At 69.6% G+C, this 20,364-nt stretch carries 17 protein-coding genes; 12 read left to right on the top strand and 5 right to left on the bottom strand.

Features of this window, described 5'->3' with window-relative positions; translation table 11 throughout:
- The first annotated feature begins 7 nt into the window (after positions 1-7).
- Positions 8-3,199, top strand: a complete 3,192-nt coding sequence (locus ACVBD7_RS20950) for an efflux RND transporter permease subunit (RefSeq protein ID WP_458095177.1) — start codon at positions 8-10, stop codon at positions 3,197-3,199.
- Here the strand turns inward: ACVBD7_RS20950 and ACVBD7_RS20945 are convergent.
- The gene (locus tag ACVBD7_RS20945; protein ID WP_458095176.1) at positions 3,142-3,942 is read right to left on the bottom strand and encodes an SDR family NAD(P)-dependent oxidoreductase; all 801 of its coding nucleotides are present in this window, start codon (positions 3,940-3,942) and stop codon (positions 3,142-3,144) included. The two genes, ACVBD7_RS20950 and ACVBD7_RS20945, sit on opposite strands and share 58 nt — an antisense overlap.
- 26 nt (positions 3,943-3,968) lie before the next feature.
- The gene (locus ACVBD7_RS20940; RefSeq protein WP_458095175.1) at positions 3,969-4,994 is read right to left on the bottom strand and encodes a Bug family tripartite tricarboxylate transporter substrate binding protein; all 1,026 of its coding nucleotides are present in this window, start codon (positions 4,992-4,994) and stop codon (positions 3,969-3,971) included.
- A gap of 98 nt (positions 4,995-5,092) precedes the next feature.
- Here ACVBD7_RS20940 and ACVBD7_RS20935 point away from each other — a divergent pair, with 98 nt between their 5' ends.
- The 8 genes from ACVBD7_RS20935 (at position 5,093) to ACVBD7_RS20900 (ending at position 12,388) form a co-directional block, all read left to right on the top strand.
- Positions 5,093-5,893 (top strand): IclR family transcriptional regulator, encoded by an 801-nt coding sequence (locus ACVBD7_RS20935; RefSeq protein WP_458095174.1) that lies wholly within the window; start codon positions 5,093-5,095, stop codon positions 5,891-5,893.
- Positions 5,894-5,917: 24 nt separating this feature from the next.
- Positions 5,918-6,502: a carboxymuconolactone decarboxylase family protein gene (locus ACVBD7_RS20930; protein WP_458095173.1), complete on the top strand. Its 585-nt coding sequence runs from the start codon at positions 5,918-5,920 to the stop codon at positions 6,500-6,502.
- A 4-nt stretch (positions 6,503-6,506) separates the two neighbouring features.
- Entirely contained in the window at positions 6,507-7,448 is a 942-nt protein-coding gene (locus ACVBD7_RS20925) for an SMP-30/gluconolactonase/LRE family protein (RefSeq protein ID WP_458095172.1), read from the top strand.
- A gap of 36 nt (positions 7,449-7,484) precedes the next feature.
- Positions 7,485-8,462, top strand: a complete 978-nt coding sequence (locus ACVBD7_RS20920; protein WP_458095171.1) for a Bug family tripartite tricarboxylate transporter substrate binding protein — start codon at positions 7,485-7,487, stop codon at positions 8,460-8,462.
- Between the two features lie 43 nt (positions 8,463-8,505).
- On the top strand, positions 8,506-9,306 hold the full coding sequence (locus ACVBD7_RS20915; RefSeq protein ID WP_458095170.1) for an SDR family NAD(P)-dependent oxidoreductase: 801 nt from the start codon (positions 8,506-8,508) through the stop codon (positions 9,304-9,306).
- 22 nt (positions 9,307-9,328) lie between these two features.
- Entirely contained in the window at positions 9,329-10,327 is a 999-nt protein-coding gene (locus ACVBD7_RS20910; RefSeq protein WP_458095169.1) for a Bug family tripartite tricarboxylate transporter substrate binding protein, read from the top strand.
- The gene (locus ACVBD7_RS20905; RefSeq protein ID WP_458095168.1) at positions 10,327-11,151 is read left to right on the top strand and encodes an amidohydrolase family protein; all 825 of its coding nucleotides are present in this window, start codon (positions 10,327-10,329) and stop codon (positions 11,149-11,151) included. Before ACVBD7_RS20910 ends, ACVBD7_RS20905 begins: the two co-directional genes overlap by 1 nt.
- Before the next feature lie 739 nt (positions 11,152-11,890).
- Positions 11,891-12,388: a hypothetical protein gene (locus ACVBD7_RS20900; protein ID WP_458095167.1), complete on the top strand. Its 498-nt coding sequence runs from the start codon at positions 11,891-11,893 to the stop codon at positions 12,386-12,388.
- 296 nt (positions 12,389-12,684) lie between these two features.
- Here ACVBD7_RS20900 and ACVBD7_RS20895 read toward each other — a convergent pair whose 3' ends face one another.
- Positions 12,685-15,276 carry an ATP-binding protein gene (locus ACVBD7_RS20895; RefSeq protein WP_458095166.1) on the bottom strand — a complete coding sequence of 864 codons (2,592 nt, stop codon included), beginning with the start codon at positions 15,274-15,276 and terminating at the stop codon, positions 12,685-12,687.
- 631 nt (positions 15,277-15,907) lie between these two features.
- Between ACVBD7_RS20895 and ACVBD7_RS20890 the strand changes: the two genes are divergently transcribed.
- Together ACVBD7_RS20890 and ACVBD7_RS20885 are read left to right on the top strand one after the other, a co-directional pair.
- Positions 15,908-16,699, top strand: coding sequence for an alpha/beta fold hydrolase (locus tag ACVBD7_RS20890; RefSeq protein ID WP_458095165.1), 792 nt, complete (start codon positions 15,908-15,910; stop codon positions 16,697-16,699).
- A 179-nt stretch (positions 16,700-16,878) separates the two neighbouring features.
- Complete coding sequence (locus ACVBD7_RS20885) at positions 16,879-18,495, top strand: GMC family oxidoreductase (protein ID WP_458095164.1); 1,617 nt, start codon at positions 16,879-16,881, stop codon at positions 18,493-18,495.
- Positions 18,496-18,612: 117 nt separating this feature from the next.
- Here the strand turns inward: ACVBD7_RS20885 and ACVBD7_RS20880 are convergent, their stop codons facing one another.
- On the bottom strand, positions 18,613-19,401 hold the full coding sequence (locus ACVBD7_RS20880; RefSeq protein ID WP_458095163.1) for an SDR family oxidoreductase: 789 nt from the start codon (positions 19,399-19,401) through the stop codon (positions 18,613-18,615).
- The gene (locus ACVBD7_RS20875; protein WP_458095162.1) at positions 19,401-19,727 is read right to left on the bottom strand and encodes a nuclear transport factor 2 family protein; all 327 of its coding nucleotides are present in this window, start codon (positions 19,725-19,727) and stop codon (positions 19,401-19,403) included. The genes ACVBD7_RS20880 and ACVBD7_RS20875 overlap by 1 nt, the downstream gene beginning before the upstream one ends.
- 55 nt (positions 19,728-19,782) lie before the next feature.
- On the opposite strand from ACVBD7_RS20875, the gene ACVBD7_RS20870 reads away from it, so the two are divergent.
- Positions 19,783-20,196: a winged helix-turn-helix transcriptional regulator gene (locus ACVBD7_RS20870; protein ID WP_458095161.1), complete on the top strand. Its 414-nt coding sequence runs from the start codon at positions 19,783-19,785 to the stop codon at positions 20,194-20,196.
- The last annotated feature ends 168 nt before the right edge of the window (positions 20,197-20,364 follow it).

The raw sequence follows: 20,364 nt of genomic DNA, 5'->3' as shown, positions 1-20,364 counted from the left end.
CGAGCCCATGCACACCTCTCCCGTCGCCGAGCACCGCAATCTCTCGGCGTGGTCCATCCGCAACCCGGTCGCGACAGCCGTGCTTTTCGCCGTGCTGACCATGGCCGGCCTGTTCGCCTTCCCCTCGCTGCGGATCAACAACACGCCGGACCTGGACCTGCCGGCCGTCATCGTCACCGTCGCCCAGCCCGGCGCCGCGCCCTCCGAGCTGGAAACGCAGGTGACGCGCCGCGTGGAGGATGCGCTCGCCGGCCTCGGCGACGTGAAGCACATCACCTCCACTGTCGTGGACGGCGCCTCCACCACTGCCATCGAGTTTGCCGTCGGCACGAATGTGGACCGCGCGACCAATGACGTGCGCGACAAGGTCTCGCAGATCCGCGCCGACCTGCCGGCCGCCATCCGCGACCCCGTGATCACCCGTGTCGAGGCCACGGGCGGCGCCATCCTCACCTACACCGTCGCCGCCCCGCGGATGAGCGAGGAGGAGCTCTCCTGGTTCGTCGAGGACACGATGTCGAAGGCGCTGCTCTCCGTCTCGGGCGTCGCGCAGGTGAACCGTGTGGGCGGGGTCGCGCGCGAGATCCGCGTGGCGCTGCGGCCGGACCGGCTGGTGGCGCTCGGCCTCACCGCGGGCCAGGTGAACGAGCAGCTCCGCGCCCTCAACGTCAACCTGCCCGGCGGCCGCGGCAATCTGGGCGATGGGGAGCAGGCGATCCGCACCCTCGGCTCCGCGGCCAGCGTGGGCGCCCTGCGGGACCGCCCGATCGTCCTGCCTGGCGGCCGCACGGCGCGGCTGGGCGACATCGCCGAGGTGACCGACGCGACGGCGGAGATCCGTACCGCTGCCCGGCTTGATGGCCGCCCGGTCGTTGCCTTCGAGGTGCTGCGCACGCGCGGCTCCTCCGAGGTGCGCGTGGCCGAAGGCGTCGCCGCGCGCGTTGCGGCGCTGCAGGCCGCCGATCCCGGCATCACCATCGTGAAGGTCGCGGATACCGTCGGCTTCGTCCTCGCCGGCTATCACGGCGCGATCGAGGCGCTGCTGATCGGCGCGGGCCTCGCCGTTCTTGTGGTCTGGGCCTTTCTGCGGGACTGGCGCGCGACGGCTATCGCCTCGCTGGCCATGCCCCTCTCCCTCATCCCGACCTTCTTCGTCATGAAATGGCTGGGCTTCTCCATCAACAACATCACCCTGCTCGGGCTGACGCTCGTCGTCGGCGTGCTGGTGGATGACGCGATCGTCGAGATCGAGAACATCGTCCGCCACCTGCGCGAGCGATCAGATGGCGATGTCCGGCAGGCGGCGCTCGATGCTTCGGCCGAGATCGGGCTGGCGGTGGTCGCCACCACGGCAACCATCCTCGCGGTTTTCGTCCCCGTGGCCTTCATGCCCGGCATCCCCGGCCAGTTCTTCCGCCAGTTCGGCCTGACCGTCGCGACCGCCGTGTTCTTCTCCCTCGTCGTCGCGCGCATGCTGACGCCGCTGCTCGGCGCCCTCCTCCTCAAGCCCAAGGCCCGTGCGGGCTCGGAGGAGGTGGGGGACGGCGCGGTGGGCCGGCGCTACATCTCCCTCCTTGGCTGGTGCCTGCGGCACCGTTGGACGACGCTGGGTGGCGCCACCGCCTTTTTCATCCTCTCCCTCGCCCTCGTCCCGATGATCCCGCAGGACTTCGTGCCCGCCAGTGATCGCGGCCGCACCTCGCTAGCGATGGAACTGGCGCCCGGCGCGACCATGGCGGATACCCAGGCCGCGGCCGAGGAGGCCATGCGCATCCTGCGGTCGCGGCCGGAGGTCGCCTCCGTCTTCGTCTCGCTCGGCACCCGCAGCGCCGGCGGTGGCCCGGCGCTGGGCAGCAGCACCAAGGAAGGCGAGCCGCGCCTGGCAGGCCTTACCGTCACCCTGGTCCCGCGCTCGCAGCGGGCCCTGTCCCAGCAGCAGATCGAGGCCGCGCTGCGCCCCGAGCTGGAACGCATCCCCGGCGCGCGCTTCCGTTTCGGCGCGGACGGGCAGAGCGGCGCGAAGCTTGCGGTCACCCTCGTCTCCGACGACGCCACCGCCCTGGAAGGCGCGGTGCGCGACCTGGAGCGGCAGGTGCGGACCATTCCCCAGCTGGCGAATGCCCGCTCCACCGCCTCTCTCGCCCGGCCTGAGCTGCAGATCGTCCCCGACGAAGCCCGTGCGGCGGAGCTCGGCGTCTCCCCCGCGGCGATCGCCACGACGGCGCGCATCGCGACCACGGGCGACGTGGACCAGAACCTCGCCCGCTTCAACCTACCGGACCGCCAGATCCCCATCCGCGTCATGCTCGACCAGCCCGCGCGCGGCGACCTCGCCGCGCTGCGCTCCCTTCGCGTCGAGGGCCGCGCGGGCCTCGCCGTGCCGCTGGACGCGGTGGCCGAGATCCGCCACGGCGCCGGGCCGGCGCAGATCGAGCGGCTGGACCGGGTGCGCAAGGCGACCGTGGAGGCGGAGCTGAACGGGCTCGCGCTCGGCGAGGCGACGCGGCTGGTGGCCGAGCTGCCGATCATGCAGAGCCTGCCCGCCGGGGTGCGCGAGCGCGCGACGGGCGATGCCGAGGTGATGCAGGAGCTGTTCGGCAGCTTCGTCGTTGCCTTGCTGACGGGCGTCGGCCTCGTCTATCTCGTCCTCGTCCTGCTCTTCGGCGGCGTGCTGCAGCCGCTGACGATCATGTCCTCCCTTCCCCTCTCCCTCGGCGGCGCGCTGATGGCCCTGCTGCTCGCGCAGAAGGCGCTCGGTATTTCCGCGGTGATCGGGGTGCTCATGCTCATGGGCATCGTCGCGAAGAATTCGATCCTGCTGGTCGAGTACGCGATCGAGGCGCGCCGCGCCGGCATGCCGCGCACCACCGCGCTGATCGAGGCGGCCCGCAAGCGGGCCCGGCCCATCGTGATGACGACAATCGCCATGGCGGCCGGCATGGCCCATATCGCGCTCGGGGTCGGCGCGGATGCCGAGTTCCGCGCGCCGATGGCGCTGGTGGTGATCGGCGGCCTGATCACCTCGACGCTGCTCAGCCTTGTCGTCGTACCCGTGGTCTATGCGGTGCTGGACGACCTGGGCACCTGGCTGAGCCGGCTCCGTTCGCCGGCCCCGCCGCGCCCCGGTACCGTTGCCGGCGCTCAGCCCCGCTTTTCGAGCAGCCCGCCATCCACGGGCAGGATCACGCCGGTGATGTAGCCGGCCTCGTCGGACGCCAGGAACACGGCTGCATTGGCCACGTCCCAGGCCGTGCCCATGCGCCCCATCGGCACCAGCGCCTCGCGCTCCGCGCGGACCACCTCGCGCGGCACGCCCCGCTCCTGCGCACGCCGCTCGATTGCCATGGGCGTGTCGATCAGCCCGGGCAGGATCACATTGGCGCGGATCCCGTGCCGCGCGTTCTCCATCGCGATGTGCTGGGTCAGCGCATTCACACCGGCCTTGCTGGTCTTGTAGGTGACCGTGGGCCGCGCCGAGAGGGACGAGGTGGAGGAGATGTTAATGATGCAGCCGGATTTCTGGGCGACCATCTGCGGCAGGACATGCTTGCAGGTCATGAACATGCCCTTGAGGTTCATGGCCATGATGGAATCCCACATCCCGGCATCCATCTCGGCCGTCTTCCTGTCTCCCTTGGAGCGGCCGACATTGTTGTGCAGCACGTCGATGCGGCCGTAGCGCTCCACGCAAGTGCGGGCGATGGCGGCGCAATCCTCCTCCGACGTTATATCGGCCCGCAGCACGGAGGCGGGGCGGCCATGCGCCGCAACCGCCGCGCGGGTGGCCTCCGCCCATTCCTCGTTGATGTCCACCAGCAGCAGCGTCGCGCCCTCCTCGGCGAAACGCTCCGCCACGGCGCGCCCGTTCCCCACCGTGTCGCCGGGCTGCTGCCCCGCGCCGACGATGATGGCCACCTTGCCCGCCAGCCTGCCTTGGGACATCCGTGCTTCCTCTTCGCTCGTTCTCATCAGTCGGAGGTGATGCGGCCGTCGGTGACCACGCGGCGCCAGCGCGCCTCCTCGGCGCGCATGAAGCGGGTCATCTCCTCCGGGCTGTTCACCGCGACCGTCAGCCCCTCCCCCGCCAGGCGGGAGTGATAGGCCGGCGACTGCGTCACCTTCCGCATCGCCTCGTTCAGCCGCGCCAGGATTGGCGCCGGCGTGCCGCCCGGCGCGAACACGGCGTACCAGACCTCCGCCTCGTAACCCGGCAAGGTCTCGGCGACCGTGGGCACCCCCTCATAGGCCGGCGTGCGCTGCGGCGAGGTCACGGCCAGGGCGCGCATCCGGTCACCTCTCACGAAGGCCGCCACGCCCCCTGCCGTGCCGAACACCATGTCCAGCCGCCCTCCGAGGAGATCGGTATAGGCCGGCCCGGCCCCCCGATAGGGCACATGGGTGATGTCCACCCCGGCGGTCAGCTTGAACAGCTCCGCCGCCAGATGCACCGCGGAACCGTTGCCGGAGGAGCCATAGGTGAGCTTGCCCGGATCCGCCTTCGCCGCACCGATAATGTCCGCCATGCTGCGATAGGGGCTGTCGGGCCGCACCACCACCACGTTCGGCCCGTGGCAGATCAGCCCCACCTCGGAGAAGCCCCTTGCCGTGTCATAGGGCAGGTTCTTTACGAGGGAGGCGTTGATGGCGAGCGCCGAGGTGGTGAGCAGCAGCGTGTAGCCGTCCGGCGCCGCCTTGGAGGCCAGGTCGGAGCCGAGCACCGTGCCCCCGCCCGCCCGGTTGTCGATCACCACGGCCTGCCCGAGCTCCACCGCGAGCATCTGGGCGAGCTCGCGTCCCACCACATCCGTGCCGCCGCCGGCGGTGAAGGGCACGATCACGCGGATCGGGCGGGAGGGGTATGTCTCCGCGCCCAGGGCCGGCAAAGCACGCAGCGTGGCCAGTGAGGCGCCGCCTGCCGCGGAGAGGCGCAAAAGGTCCCGCCGGGCGGAAAGACTTTCGCTCGCGGCGCGGCCGCCCCGTCTCGCGCTGTCCATGGCGCAGCCTCCCCTTTGTCTTGTCGGCACCCTAAGCACCCGCTTCCACGCTGCGCAAGCGACTTCCAACTGACGGAAGACAAGGTTAGGCTGACGCGATGGCAAAGCAGCCCCGACGCGCCCCGGATATCACCACGGACGAAGCGCCCGACCGTGGGCCCGCGGCGCTTCGCACGGTGCCCCCAGCCACCCCCGTCGGCGGCCTGCCGGGGGACGGGGTGCGGGCCGTGGACCGCGCCCTGGTACTGCTGCGCGCGTTCCGGGAGGAGGATGGGCCGCTCGGCCTGACGGAGCTCTCCCGCCGCGCCGGGCTGAACATGACGACCGCGCTGCGCCTGCTCGGCACGCTGGAGGGGCACGGCTTCGTCAAGCGCCTGCCCGCCGGTGGCTACCTCCTCGGCCCCACGCTCCTCCTGCTGGGCGACGTGTTCCGCCGCTCGCTGCGCCTGGAGCACCATGTGATGCCCGCGCTGGAGCGGCTGCGCGCCGAGAGCCGCGAGAGCGCCGCCTTCTTCGTGCGGGAGGGCGACCAACGCCGCTGCGTCTTCCGGCTGGATTCGCCGCAGCTCGTTCGCGACGTCGCCCATGTCGGCGAGGCCCAGCCGCTCGGCCGCGGCGCCCATGGCCGCTCCCTCATCGCCCTGGAGAGCGGGGAAAGCCTCCCCGTCGTGACCCGAGGGGAGCGCCTGCCCGGGATCGCCGCCATCGCCTGCCCGGTGCTCGATGCCGGGGGAAATGTCGCCGGCTCAATCGGCATCTCCGTGCCGCTCTACCGCTTCACGGCGGAGACGGAGGCGCTTTGCGTGCCTCTGGTGCTGCGGGAGGCCTCGGCCATGACGCGCGACCTCGGGGGCGACCCCGCGCCGTTGGCCCGCGCTGCTGAACATGCCGCAGGCTGAGCGCGGCAGGGAGGAGATGGAACCATGGCCCGGATCGAATTGACGCCCGCTGCAGAGCGAACGCCGGAGGAGAGGGAGGTCTGCCAGGAGGCCGTTTCCGGCATCCGCGGCCGCGTGCCCGCCCCGATGATCGCCTGGCTGAAGAACCCGGAGCTGGCGCGCCGAGGTCAGCGCCTGGGTGAGCTGCTGCGCTACCAGACCACGCTGGAGCCGCGCCTCTCCGAACTGGCCATCCTGATCACCGCCCGCCACTGGACCGCGCATTACGAGTGGACCGTGCATAAGCGCGAGGGGCTGAAGGCGGGAATGGATCCGGAGGTGGTCGCCGCCATCGCCGCGCGCCGCACGCCCGCGCTGGAGGATTCGCGGGAAAGGGCCGTCTACGACGTTTCCACCAGCCTGATGGAGACGCGCCGCGTGCCGGATGCGCTGTACCGCCGCGGGGTGGAGATGCTGGGCGAGCGCGGCATGGTCGAGCTGGTGGGCATCCTCGGCTATTACGCCCTGGTCGCGATGACGCTGAACGTCTTCGAGCTCGGCATGCCCGACGCCTTCGCGCCGGAGCTGGGCGCCGAACCGGGCGACCCGCCCGGCGGCCAGGGAGCCTGACGCCATGTGGGAGCCGAGCCTGCGCTACCCGGATCCGGCGATCCGCGCGCTGGACCACAGCTTCGAGCGGTACCAACTCGCGCTCGCCGGGGTGGAGCGCCTCCACACCGGTTGCCGCTGGGCGGAAGGGCCGGTCTGGTTCGGCGCCTGGCGCAGCTTGCTGTTCAGCGATGTGCCCAACGACCGCATCCTCTGCTGGAACGAGGCCACGGGCCAGGTCACGCCCTTCCGCGCCCCCTCCAACCACGCGAACGGCAACACGCGGGACCGCGAGGGGCGGCTCGTCACCTGCGAGCACGGCGGCGAGAACGGCGGCCGCCGCGTCACCCGCACGGAGCATGACGGCGCCATCACCGTGCTGCTCGATTCCTTCGAGGGCAAGCGGCTGAACTCGCCCAACGACGTGGTGGTGAAGTCGGACGGCTCGATCTGGTTCACCGATCCGCCCTTCGGCATCCTCGGGCACTACCAGGGCATGAAGGCTGAGCAGGAGCTGCCCGCCAACATCTACCGCATCGACGGCGTGACCGGGCGCGCCACGGTGGTGGCGGATGACGTGAACGGCCCCAACGGCCTCGCCTTCTCGCCGGATGAGAGCAGGCTCTATGTCATCGAATCCCGCTCTCGCCCGCGCACCATTCGTGTTTTCGACGTGGCGGGCGACACCCTGCGCAACGGCCGCGTGCTGGTGGAGGCCGGTACCGGCACGCCGGACGGCTTCCGCGTGGACCTGGACGGCAATCTCTGGTGCGGCTGGGGCATGGACCCGGAGCAGGATGGCGTGCGCGTCTTCAACCCCGCCGGTGAGCCGATCGGCCACATCCACCTGCCGGAGCGCTGCGCAAACCTCGCCTTCGGCGGCCGCCACCGCAACCGGCTCTTCATGGCCGCCAGCCACTCCCTCTACGCGCTCTACGTCAACACGCAGGGAACGCCCGGCGGCTGACCGGACGCTGCGACAACGAACCGAGGAAACGACCAGATGCCCACCCGTCGCCAGCTTGCCGGCTTCATCGCGGCGTCCGTGCTTTCCCTGGCCCGCCCGGCCATCGCGCAGTCCGCGCGCATCCCGGAAGGGCCCATCCGCCTCGTCGTCCCCTTCCCGCCGGGCGGGCCGAACGACCTCGTCGCCCGCGTGCTCGGCCAGAAGCTGGGTGCCATCCTCGAGCGCAACCTGGTGGTGGAGAACCGCTCCGGCGCGGGCGGCGTGATCGGCACGGACAACGTGGTGAAAGCCGCGCCGGATGGCCGCAGCCTCTGCCTCACCAGCGCGGGTGCCATCGCCATCTCCCCCGTGCTCGGCGCCCCCATGCCCTTCGACGTGGCGAAGGATGTGGCGCCCATCACCCTCGTTGCGCTGATGCCGGAACTGCTGGCGGTGCCGCCCTCGCTTCCCGTGAACACGGTGGCGGAGCTGGTGGACTACGCGAAAAGGAATCCCGGTCGCGTGAACTACGGCTCATCCGGCATCGGCTCCATGCCGCATCTGGCCGGGGAGGCGTTCCGCGCGGCCGCCGGGATCGACATTACCCATGTGCCCTACCGCGGCGCCGCCCCGGCGGTGACGGATCTCATCGCCGGCCAGGTCCAGATGATGTTCGCGGATATGCCGGCGATGATGTCCCAGGTGCAGGGCAACACGCTGCGCCCGATCGCTCTCGCCAGCGGTGAGCGCTCCCCACTCCTGCCGCAGACGCCCACCATGGCGGAGGCCGGCGTGCCGGTGACCGCCGACAACTGGTACGGCCTCGTCACCTCCGCGAAGGTGCCCGCGCCGATCCAGGCCTTGCTGCAGGATGCCGCCGCGCGCGCGCTGCGCGACCCGGAACTGGTGCGCGCCTACGGCGAGCAGGGCGCGCGCCCGATGGGAGGCAGCCAGGTCGAGTTCCGCGACTTCATCCTGGCCGAGAGCGCGCGCTGGGGCGAGGTGGGCCGCCGCGCAAACATCAGGATGGACTGAGGCATCGCGCAGCGACGCCTTCATCAAGCAGAGGAACGATCACATGGCAGGACGCCTCGAGGGCAAGGTCGCCGTCATCACGGGCGCCGGTTCCGTTGGGCCGGGCTGGGGCAATGGCCGCGCCGCCGCCGTGCTCTTCGCGCGGGAGGGCGCGCTGGTCTACGGCGTGGACAAGGACCCGGCGGCGATGGAGGAGACCGCCGCCCGCATCCGCGAGGAGGGCGGCCGCTTCGCCATGGGCGAGTGTGACGTGATGAGCAGCGCCTCCATCGCCGCCATGGTGCAGGCCGCACTGGCCGAATACGGCCGCATCGACGTGCTGGTGAACAATGTCGGCGGCTCGTCCAAGGGCGGGCCGGTAGAGATGAGCGAGGAGGTCTGGGACACCCAGATCGACTACAACCTGAAAAGCGTCTTTCTGGTCTGCAAGCACGTGCTGCCTGTCATGGAAGCACAGGGCGGCGGCGTTATCGTCAACACTGCCTCCACCTCCGGCATTCGCTGGACCGGCGCGGCGCAGGTGGCCTACGCGGCCGCGAAGGCCGGGATCATCCAGTTCTCCCGCGTCGTGGCCGTGGAGTACGCCGCCCGCGGCATCCGCGTGAACACGGTTGTGCCCGGCCAGATGCACACGCCGATGGTGGAGACGCGCCTGGCCGGCCAGCGCTCTGGCGGGGATGTGCAGGCGCTGCTCGCTTCCCGCGTGAAGCGCATCCCGCTCGGCTTCGCGGGGGATGGGCGCGACACGGCGAATGCCGCGCTCTTCCTCGCCTCCGAGCAGGCACGGTTCATCACGGGCACCGAGATCGTGGTGGATGGCGGCATGTCCGTCCGCTGCGACTGAACGAGGAACAGGAAAGCGCCCGATGAACCCCTCCAGCACGCGCCGCACCCTCCTCGGCGCAGTCCTGGCCGCACCGGCCCTCCGTTCCTTTGGCGCTGCCGCCCAATCCTCCCCGGACAGGTCCTTCCCGGACCGGCCGATCCGCCTGGTCGTGCCCTTTCCCCCAGGCGGCCCGGTTGACCTCTCTGCCCGCATCGTGGCCCAGGCGCTGTCGGAGGAGTTGAAGGCCTCGGTCGTGGTGGAGAACCGCTCCGGCGCCGGCGGCGTGGTGGGAACGGATGCGGTCGCGAAGGCCCAGCCAGACGGCTACACGCTGGGCTTCAGCAGCACCGGCGCAGTGGCGGTGAACGTCACGCTGATGCCGAACAACCCCTACGATTCCCGAAAGGACTTCGCCCCGGTCTCCATCGTGGCCGGCGTGCCCACCCTGCTCTGCGTGAACCCGAAGGTTCCGGCGCGCAGCGTGGCGGAGCTCGTCGCCCTCGCCAAGGCGCGGCCCGGGCAGCTGAACTTCGGCTCCTCTGGCCCCGGAGGCACTCCGCATCTCACGGGCGAGCGCTTCAAGCTGAACACGGGCGCCGTCATCGCCCATGTGCCCTATCGCGGCGCCGCGCCGGCCATCACGGCCCTGCTCGGCGACGAGGTGGAGATCGCCTTCCTCGACCTGCCCGTGCTGCTGCCGCATGTGCAGGACGGGCGGCTGCGTGCCCTTGCGGTCACAAGCCCGCAGCGCTCCCCTGCCCTCCCCGATGTGCCGAGCTTCGCCGAGGCGGGGGTGGCCGGCATGGAGATCGAGAACTGGTATGCCCTCCTCGCGCCGGCCAGCACGCCGCCCGAGCGCGTGGCCCGGCTACACGCCGCCACGGCTGCCGCCATGGCGCGGCCCGCCACCGCCGGCCAGTTCACCTCCCAGGGAGCCCGCATCATCGTCAGCGGCCCCGACGAAGCCCTGTCCTTCATCCGGGCGGAAGTGGGCCGCTGGGGCGAGGTGGTGCGGGCCGTTGGGGTGAGGGCCGACTGATGGCCCGCTTCATCCCCCCGCCGGGCGCCTGCGACGCCCATTGTCACATCTGGGGCCCTGCGGCGCGCTTCCCCTTCGCGGAAGGCCGCCCTTTCACCCCTCCCGATCACGGAAAGGAGGATCTCGCCGCCCTCTACGCCCGCCTGGGCATCACGCGGTCCGTCATCGTGCAGGCCATCGTCCACGGCACGGACAACAGCGCCATGCTCGACGCTATCGCCTCCAGTGACGGCCGCTACCGCGGCATCGCCCTGATCGATGACAGCTTTGACGAGCGCGCGCTCCAGGCCTTGCACGATGGCGGCGTGCGCGGCGTCCGCTTCGGCTTCGTGAAGCACCTGAAGGCGCGCCCCGACCTTGGCTTTTTCCGCCGCACCGTCGATCGCATCGCTCCCCTCGGCTGGCACGCCCAGATCCATCTGGACGCTGCCGATCTGATCGAGCTGCGGGAGGAGCTGGACGCGCTTCGCATTCCCTTCGTCATCGACCATATGGGCCGTGTGGACGCCGCGGGGGGCCTGGATCAGGCCCCCTTCCGCGCCTTGCTGGAGCAGATGCGGCGCGAAAACTGCTGGGTGAAGGTATCGGGCAGCGACCGGGTTTCCACCGCCGGCCTGCCCTTCCACGACGCCCTCCCCTTCGCGCAGGCCTTGATCGAGGCGGCGCCAGAGCGCGTGGTCTGGGGCACGGATTTCCCGCATTCCAACCCGCGTCACGCGGTAGAGGATGACGCTGCACTGCTCGACCTGTTGCCCCTCATGGCCGATCGGGCAGCGTTGCAGGGCCTGTTGGTGGACAACCCGGCCCGTCTCTACGGCTTCTGAGGTCTGGCGCATCAGAAACGGCAGGTGTCGCCGGATCGCTCCGCACCATGGCGGACCTGCCGCGATATCCTGTCAGAGGTCCCGGCCCTGCGTAACATGCTAGGCGAAGCAGCCCGCAAGCTGCGCCGGAATATCAGGTGCGTTCTGCTGCACCCAGCGCCGCATCTCCGGCTCCTCATCCATACGGGCGGCCCCGCCCCAGCGGGTCAGGCTTCGTCCCCTCGGCGGGTCGTGACGGTACAACAGGAAGATCTCATCCGTGCGGAAGGTGGCGACGTAGAGGATGCGCAGCCGGCGTAGCGGAAGGATTGCAGAGCCTGCACACGCGGCAGCTCCATTTCCGCCGCAACCGCTCGCTCCAGGCCGGACCTTTCGGCCTTCGGCAGGCGACGGTCCACGCCGGTGCAGGACGAGGCGGCACTGGCAGCCGCGCTCCACAGCGGCGCGAGGAGCGCCGTCCCGCACGGGATTGAACGCCGTCGGCCACCGACACCGCAACGAAGGCGGAAAACACTCATCCGCCAACGACCGCCAAGCCACCGCCGAGGGCAGGATCCGCGCCTTCCCATGTGATCGGCACCATCGTGCATGCCACTTCTTACGACGGCATCCTGCCACTCCGTGACGCCCATCAGAACAACTGCCGCCGGCGTTCGCGTCCTTGTGCACGTCCTCTCGTAGAAGCTGCGCACCACTCCGCCGTTCCAGCCCTGTCATCAGAGGGAAGGAGAAGACCCGCATGGCCGGCGAGACCGAGGAATGGCAGGACCGCGTGGCGACGCCGAAGCAGGAGGGGCCGGCGCGGCGCGCCATGCTCGCTGCCATCACCTTCTTCGCCGCTCTGCACGTGTCCGGCCCGGCCGGCGCGCAGGTTGCCCGCAATGCCGAGGAATTCCGCGCATTCTGGCAGACATTCCGCACCGCGGCGCTCGCCGGTGACATGGCAGCCATCACGCGGATGAGCCGCCTGCCGGTCGAGAGCCGGGGCGAGTTGGACGACGAACCCGTGCTGCGCCTGACCGCCACTGCGCTTCCCGCCGCCTTTCGCCGGCTGCTGCGCACCGTGGAGGAGGTGGAGACAGGGCGGACGGTGCTTCAGACAATCCGGGACACGCCGGAGCCGTGGGGGGACCCCGCGAGCCTCCGCGCCAACCAGGCACGGGTCGGCAGTCTCGAGTTCAGGCGCGGTCGCGAGGCCTGGCGGCTCGCGACGATCTATCGCGGGCCGGAGGAGTAGGTTGTGAGGCGGGGTGCGGCGCGTCCGGCAGCGGAGTCACGGATGGGGTGGCTTCACTGACCTCTTGGCGGCTCCATCTCTTGCTGCTGCCGGCATTGTGCCAATCAGTCTTGGCAGCGTCGCCCGACACGGCACTGGCCCTGGTCGAGTAATTGGTCGCGGCACTGCTTGGCCACATGCAGGCCAGCGGCTGAGCAGCTCACTCGCAGGTGGTTAACTAGAGCGCGTGAACTGCGGCACATTCTTCAATCCGGCCGCTCGTAGGGAGTGGTTCGAAAATGCGACCTCAGTCAGCATCAGGTGCTGCATTCTCGCGGCAAAACGATGGTGAAGGCCTCCGCGACAGCGTCCTCTTCACCAAGGCTGGCGCCATGCGTCGCCATCCGCTCCAGCTCATCCGGGGGCAGGCGCTGGCGAAGTTCCGCCAGCAGTCGATCATGGACTGCCTGCGAGCCGAAGCTCCGCAGAATACCCCGCTGCGCGTGACAGAGCTGAACATAGCCAAACAGCCGCCCCGCCGTTGCGAGGATGCCTTCGCCTGCTGCAATCAGCGCCACTCTCTCAAGATTGGCGGCGACCTCATGCGGCATTTCCATGAGCCGGGCCGCTGCCAGCCTTTCCGCGATGATCGGGCGCGCACGCGTGATGTCGCCCTCTGCCAGTCGATAGGAAGCCACCGCCCCCGCAATATGCTGCACCCAGGCGGAGCGTGCCTGCACCGGCCCGAGGGAGGCCAGCGCTTCCTCGGCAAGCGCGATGGCCTCGCCCATGCGGCCCGCTGCACAGTGAAGCTCGGCCATGCTCCCCAGCGTCAGGGCGACGTCGCGCGGGCTGCGAAGGCGGCGAGCGATGGAGAGCGCCTCTTCCAGTTCCGCCTGCGCCACCTCAGCCTGATTGCCACGCAGGTGGAAGACAGCACGGGCCCTTAGGCAGGAGACAAGAGCCTTGCTCGCTTTTCCGCCCCGCAGAAGCGCTTCGGCCTCGTCGAGCAGAGGCGCTGCCGCAGCGAGGTCGCCGGCCAGGATGTGCTGCCAGCCCTGCCGCCATAGCGCACGCCCAAGATCGATCCGGCTACCGGCCGTACGGAACAGTGCGACCGCCCGGCGCGCAGCGTCCAGGGCCTGGGCGCCTCTCGGAGCCACCCACCCGCAGCGGCCAAGCCACAGCCGGCCCGCGACATCCGGCGGGGTCGCCTCGTCGATCCTGGAGATCGCCAGGTCGAACCAATCCTGGAGTTCCCCCTTCAGGGACAGTTCGGCCCAGACATGCTCGGTATGGCTCGCCAACTCGACGCCGAGACGCTCATCGCCATCTGGGCCAAACGCCCAGGCGAGGCCCGCCCGGAGGTTCTCGATCTCGGGCGCGTAGACGGCGAACCAGTCCTCGTCCGGTATGAACGGCCAGTCCGCCTCGGCGCGCTCATAGGCTGCGACCAGCCAGCGCGCCAGGCTGCGCCGGGCCTCGGCCAGCTCGGCCCCAGAGAGTCGCTCTGCCGCGTAGTAGCGCGTCGAGTCCAGCAGGCGGTAGCGGGCCTGGACCCCCGTCAGGTCTGCCTGGACCAGCGACTTGTCTACCAGCGCGGCGATCAGGCCATAGACTGCGTCCTCCCCGGACTCGCCACCCGCCAGGAAGGCGGCGGAGCTTGCAGTCCAGGTGCTGCCGAACACCGATAGACGCAGCAAAAGAGCACGCTCCAGCGGCTCGAGCAGGTCGAGGCTCCAGCCGATTGTGGCCTTGAGCGTCTGCTGCCGGAGAAGCGCCGTCCGCCGCCCGGCGCTGAGCAGCTCGAAATGACGCTCCAGTCTCTCGCGAAGCTCCGCCAGGGTCATGGCCTGCAGCACCGGGGCCGCGAGCTCGATGGCGAGCGGGATTCCATCCAGCCGCTGGCAGATCCTCGTGATCTCGCCTGCCTCGGCATCACCCGGTGTAAAGTTGCCGAGTGCAGCGCAGGCCCGCTCGAGAAACAGCTCGCAGGCGGGGTCGTCCGTCAACCGCTCGGCGGTGATCGCAGCGCCGGGTGCCGCCGTGCCCAGGGGCTGCAGCCGGTGCAGCCTCTCGCCCTCTGCGCGGAGCGGCTCGCGGCTGGTTCCCAGGATCACGATGTCCGGGCAGCTTCGCAGGATCTCCTCGGCAACATTGGCGGCGGCGCGCAGCAGGTGCTCGCAGCCGTCCAGCACCAGCAGCCCGCGCCGGCCAGCGAGCGCGGCGATCACGACATGCAGCGCATCGCCACCGCCGACATCGACACCGAGGGCGGCCGCGATCGTGGCCGCGACGAAGCGCGGTTCTTCCAGCGGGCCGAGATCGGCGAACCAGGCACCATCCGGGAAGCAGCCCCTGATGCGGTCCGCGACGGCAAGGGCGACGCGTGTCTTGCCCACGCCGCCGGTCCCCACCACGGTCACAAGCCGCGAACCCCGGACTGCCTCCTCCACCCGTTCGAGATCGCCGCTGCGGCCGATGAGCTTCGTCAATGGGCGGGGCAGGTCCCCCGGCCCGGGCGCGGGTCCGAGCGTCGCCACCCGCGACAACTCCGGGCCGGATGATGCCGGCCGGGACTGCCGCTCGTGCGCGGCGGGGATCTCGGTGACGGGCGCGACGAAGCGGTATCCTCGCCCGGATAGCGTCGCGATGATGCCGCTGCCGAGAAGCTTGCGCAGGCCAGCGACATGGACGGTCAGGTTGCCCTCCTCCACGACCCGGCCGGGCCAAACAGCCTCCAGAAGTTCGTCCTTGGGGACGACGCGGTCCCGTCGCTCCACCAGGGCCAGGAGCAGGTCGAAGGCCCGCCCGCGGATCGGCACCTCCCTTCCCTCTGAGGCAAGGCTGCGGCGATCGGGAAGGAGGCGAAAGGGCCCGAAGGCGAAGGCTCTTGCTGTCTCGGACATGGCCCCTCCCCTTCCTTAAAAGATCCTGCGTGTCTTGGACCGGACGAACCCCGCCGCCGCTCGATCATCCCACAGGGAGACGGATCATACCCGGCGAGCGCAGCCGACCCAGCCTCACCCGGGCGGGCGCGGCACGGCGCGACTTGGCCGAGTTGAAGCGTGGCGGCCGGGGCGGCAGAGCGCCTGCTTCAAGCGGCGAAGATTTCCTGCCCTGCTCCTGCACCGGGCAAGGTATCGAGCGCCGAGCATCGCACTTGCCGGCGCGGGCACGAACGAGCCCCGCTCGAGGGCACTGATCCCACCATACCCGTCCGCACGGAATCTTTGGAATTTTTTGGCGGTACGACCACGATCCCCCGGCGCCGAAGCGCGATTATCCGCCCGGTCCTCAACTCGTGGCTGGCAGGCCAGGCAGGCGAGATGTGGCCGCAAGGCCCCGTCCTGAGCCCCTGGGCCGATGCACCGAAGCGGCGCAGAGCGAGACGGTCCGCCACGGCTCGCAGGATGCCTCCATGCAGCACGGCGCAGCGTACAGCGAGGCCGTGTAGCCGGACCTTCTTTCCCTCATGCGGGGCTGAAGTCGTCGGCCACCGCCCACGCCTCTTAACCCTCTCAGAAAGGAACCCTCATTATGTCCACCACGCGCCGTGACCTCGTGGCATCTACCGCCGCGGCCAGCATCGCTGGCGCTGCTCAGGCTCAGTCGCCCAATCAGGGCGCGGGCCAGCAGCCTATCCGGAACGTCGTGCTCGTCCATGGCGCCTTCGCGGACGGCTCCGGCTGGCGCGGCGTCTATGCCGAGCTCACCGCTCGCGGCTACCGCGTCAGCATCGTCCAGAACCCCCTCACCTCGCTGGCCGACGATGTTGCTGCCACGCGTCGCATCCTCGAGCGCCAGGACGGCCCCACCATCCTCGTCGGCCATAGCTGGGGCGGCACTGTCATCACCGAGGCAGGCGTCCACCCGAAGGTCGCCGGCCTTGTTTACGTCTCGGCCCTCTCGCCCGATGCTGGCGAGACCACGGCGCAGCAGTACGACGGCTTCGTCACGCCGCCCGAATTCGTCCTCGATACGCACAGTGACGGCTTCGGCTTCGTGAAGGCTGAGAACTTCAAGGCCGGATTTGCCGCCGACGCCAGCGATGCGGACGTCGCTTTCATGCGCGACGCTCAGGTGCCGATCGCCATGTCCGCCTTCGGCACGAAACTGACCCAGGCGGCATGGCGCAGCCGGCCGAGCTGGGCAGTGATCGCGACCGATGACAAGGCCTTCGACCTTCGCATGCTGCGCCACATGGCGAGCCGCATCGGTGCCAAGGTGACGGAGGTTGCGGCCAGCCATGCCGTCTTCATGACTCAGCCGAAGGTGGTGGCCGAGGTCATCCATCAGGCGGCGCTGCAGGCTGCCAGCCCCACGCGCTGACCAGAACAACACCAATCCAACATCAGCCAGTGTCGGGCCAACCCCGGCACTGGCCGTCGCGCCGATCGGCCTTGCCGTGGCGCGCTCAGTGCAGCCGCCCCCGGATGACGGGTGCGCAGGCATCGGCCGCTCGTTCGCACGCGAACGATGCTGCCCGATGTGAAAAGGACTTTCGGACCATGATCGATGTTGCTTCAACGCAAGACCACGACTTCTCCATCCGCGCGCGCGAAAACCAGGCACGTCTGACCGCCAGGCTGCAGCCCCATTATGACTTCATCGTCTGCGGCGCCGGCGCATCCGGTTCGGTGATCGCGCGGCGGCTCGCAGAGAACCCAGAGGTGCAGGTCCTGCTGCTCGAGGCCGGCAGCAGCGACGAGGCGGAGGCCGTGCTCGACCCTGCCCTGTGGCCGACCAATCTCGGCAGCGAGCGGGACTGGGGCTTTCAGGCAGAACCCAACCCCCACCTGAACGGGCGTCAGCTGCCGTTGTCCATGGGCAAGGGTCTCGGCGGCGGGTCCAGCATCAATGTGATGGTCTGGGCACGCGGCCATCGCGGCGACTGGGACTTCTTTGCCTCCGAGGCAGGCGATGCATCCTGGGGCTACGAGAACGTCCTCGGCATCTACCGCCGCATCGAGAACTGGCAGGGCGCCCCGGACCCGCAGTATCGCGGCACCGGCGGGCCTGTCTGGGTGCAGCCCGCGGCCGATCCCAGCCCGATCGCGCACGCGATGCTCGACGCGGCGGGCGAGATCGGCATTCCCAGCTTCGACAATCCGAACGGCCGCATGATGGAGGGCGAGGGTGGCGCCGCCATCAGCGACATGATGGTCCGCGACGGCCGCCGCCATTCCCTGTACCGCGCCTATCTCTGGCCCTGGCTCGATCGCCCGAACCTGACCGTGCTAACGGATGCCCTCGTGCGTCGCGTCGTGTTCGAGGGCCGTCGTGCGACCGGTGTGGAATTCCTGCACGCCGGGCAGGTCACGAAGCTGGGCGCGACGGCCGAGGTCGTGCTGTCGCTCGGAGCCATTCAGACGCCGAAGGTGCTGATGCATTCCGGCATCGGCGACCGCGCGGAGTTGGAGCGGCACGGCATCCCGGTGCTGCAGCACCTCGCCGGCGTCGGCCGGAACTTCCAGGATCATGTCTCTTTTGGCTGCACCTGGGAGTATGCCGAGCCGATTGCGCCGCGAAACAGCGGCAGTGAGGCTACCCTGTACTGGAAGAGCCGGCCCGATCTCGACGCACCGGACCTCCTGTTCTGCCAAGTCGAGTTTCCCGTCCCGAGCGACCGGACCGCGGCGCGCGGCGTGCCGGCGCATGGCTGGACGATGTTCGCGGGCCTCGCGCAGCCAGCCAGCCGCGGCCGACTGCGCCTGCAGAGCAACGACCCCGTCGCTCCCCTCGCCGTCGAGGCTAACTTCCTGTCCGAACCGGCCGACATGACGACCGCGAGAGCCTGTGTCGAGCTCTGCCGCGCGCTGGGTAATGCTCCGGCCTTCCGCCCTTTCGTACGGGGCGAGGCCATGCCCGGCGATCTCAAGAGCGACGCGCTCGACCTCTACATCCGCGACGCCGCCGTGACCTACTGGCACCAGAGCTGCACGGCCAAGATGGGCCGGGACGAGATGTCGGTCGTGGATGCCAAGCTCAAGGTCTATGGCGTCATTGGCCTTCGGGTGGCGGACGGCTCGATCATGCCGCGTGTAACGACCGGGAACACCCAGGCGCCCTGCGCGATCATCGGCGAGCGGGCTGCTGAGATGATCCGGCGGGAGCACGGCGCGTAGCCGCTCCCCCAAATTTCGGGATCACGGGGTGCGTTCCTGGGCCTTGTGGCCGGCATTGAGGCGAAACGAAGCCACCCGATGCCGGCCACCCGGCGCACTCCTGTGCGGCAAGCGGAACTACACTGTCGGAATGGTTCCTCCATCGATGACATACTCCGCACCGTGAATGGCCGATGCCCGGTCCGAGGCAAGGAAGGCGATCAGTTCCGCCACATCCTCGGGCCTCGCGGGGCGGCCGAGGGGGATGCCGCCGAGCGCGTCCAGGATGCTTTGGCGAGCGGTTTCGGGCGTTCCGCCGCTGCTGGCCGCCAGCCGCTGCACGAGTGCATCCGCCGCCTCCGTGTAGATCCATCCGGGTGAGACGACATTGACCCGCACGCCCTTGGGCCCGACCTCTTTCGAGAGGGCCTTGCTGTAGGTCACCAGGGCGGCCTTCGTTGCGGCATAGGCGGTCGTTGAATCGTGCAGCGGCAGCCGGCGCTGAATGGAGGCGACATGGATCACCACCCCCGCGCTTCGCTCGATCATATGCGGCAGGAGCAGCCGGTCGAGACGGACCGCCGGCATCAGGTTCAGGTCGATCTCGGCGCGCCAATGCTCCTCGGTCAGGGCCGCGAAGCCTCCGCCCGGGGCCGTGGACCCGCCGAGAACATGCACCAGCATGTCGACCCCGCCGAGGCCTTCGATGGCCGCTTCCGCGAGCGCGCGCGCTCCTTCCGGGCTTGCAAGATCGGCCTCCACGAATCCGGCACCGGCGAAATCCTCAGGCCGGCGTCTCGCCGCGGTCATCACGCGTGCACCCGCGTCCAGGAAGCGCTGGACGGTGGCTCGGCCGGCTCCCTTGCTGCCGCCGGTGACGACGACGCGCTGTCCCGCGAACTCGGCAGGTGTGGTTTGCGGCGGCATCAGGCGATCTCCAGCCCGGCTATCGCGTCTTGCTGAAGCAGGAAGCTGAAGGTGAAGCGGATGGGGCTGCCCGGGAAATCGCCTGTGGTGAGGCCGTCCACGACCGTGCGGCCATTCCGCTCGCGCCACGTCTCGGGCATGAAAACAGCGTGGCTGGCGATGGTCGCCGATTCGATCCAGGTCCGGATCTCGTCTCGTCCCGCGTGGCTCCCGCCATCGTCGCGCACCACTGCGTCCCGTGCGAATGGCGCCAGCATGCCCTCTGCGTCGAGGCGGGCATTGGCCGCGACATAGGCCGCAATTGGTGACGGCAATCCGTTGGTCATCGCTTATCTCCGGAGATTTCTTGCCCGGGCTCAAAGCTGTTTCTAGGCTGCAGGGATGACAAGAACGGACGAAGAAGTAAGGGACTTACCCCGAGGTCAGCGTGTTGCTTACACGCCGGAGATGGCTGCGCAGGGTTTGCAGAACGTCATCAAGGTGCTTGAGGGGCGCTGGAAGCTCGTCATCCTGTTTCAGCTCTTCGGCGGACAGGTGCGACGCTTCTCCGATCTCGAGCGGGCCATTCCCGGTGTCTCGCAGAAGATGCTGATCCAGCAGCTGCGCCAGCTCGAGGGCGATGGCGTCGTTGCGCGCATCGTTCACCATCAGGTTCCTCCGAAGGTGGAGTACCATCTGACCGAATGGGGACAATCACTTTGCCCGGCACTCGATGCGCTGCTCTCATGGGGGGAAAGCGCTCCCTCCGAATTGCGCTTGCAGCTTGTCGAGGCGCGGCAGACTGGCGAGGCTTAAGGGGGCGAACAGCACCGCTAGGGCACCGATCGCTCGCGGCCCTATCCCTGTGATCCAAACTTGCCCATGCCGGGATGGGTTCCCGGGTTGAAGGCGCTCCAGCTGGCCGCTCCAAAGTGTCATCCTGCTGGATCGGGCCAGGGGTGTGGTGCCCGGCTGGCCTCAGCG

This window comes from Roseomonas sp. WA12 (genome assembly GCF_054165765.1).
The sequence above is the reverse complement of the archived record's forward strand: the minus strand, read 5'-3'. Positions and strand labels throughout refer to the sequence as shown.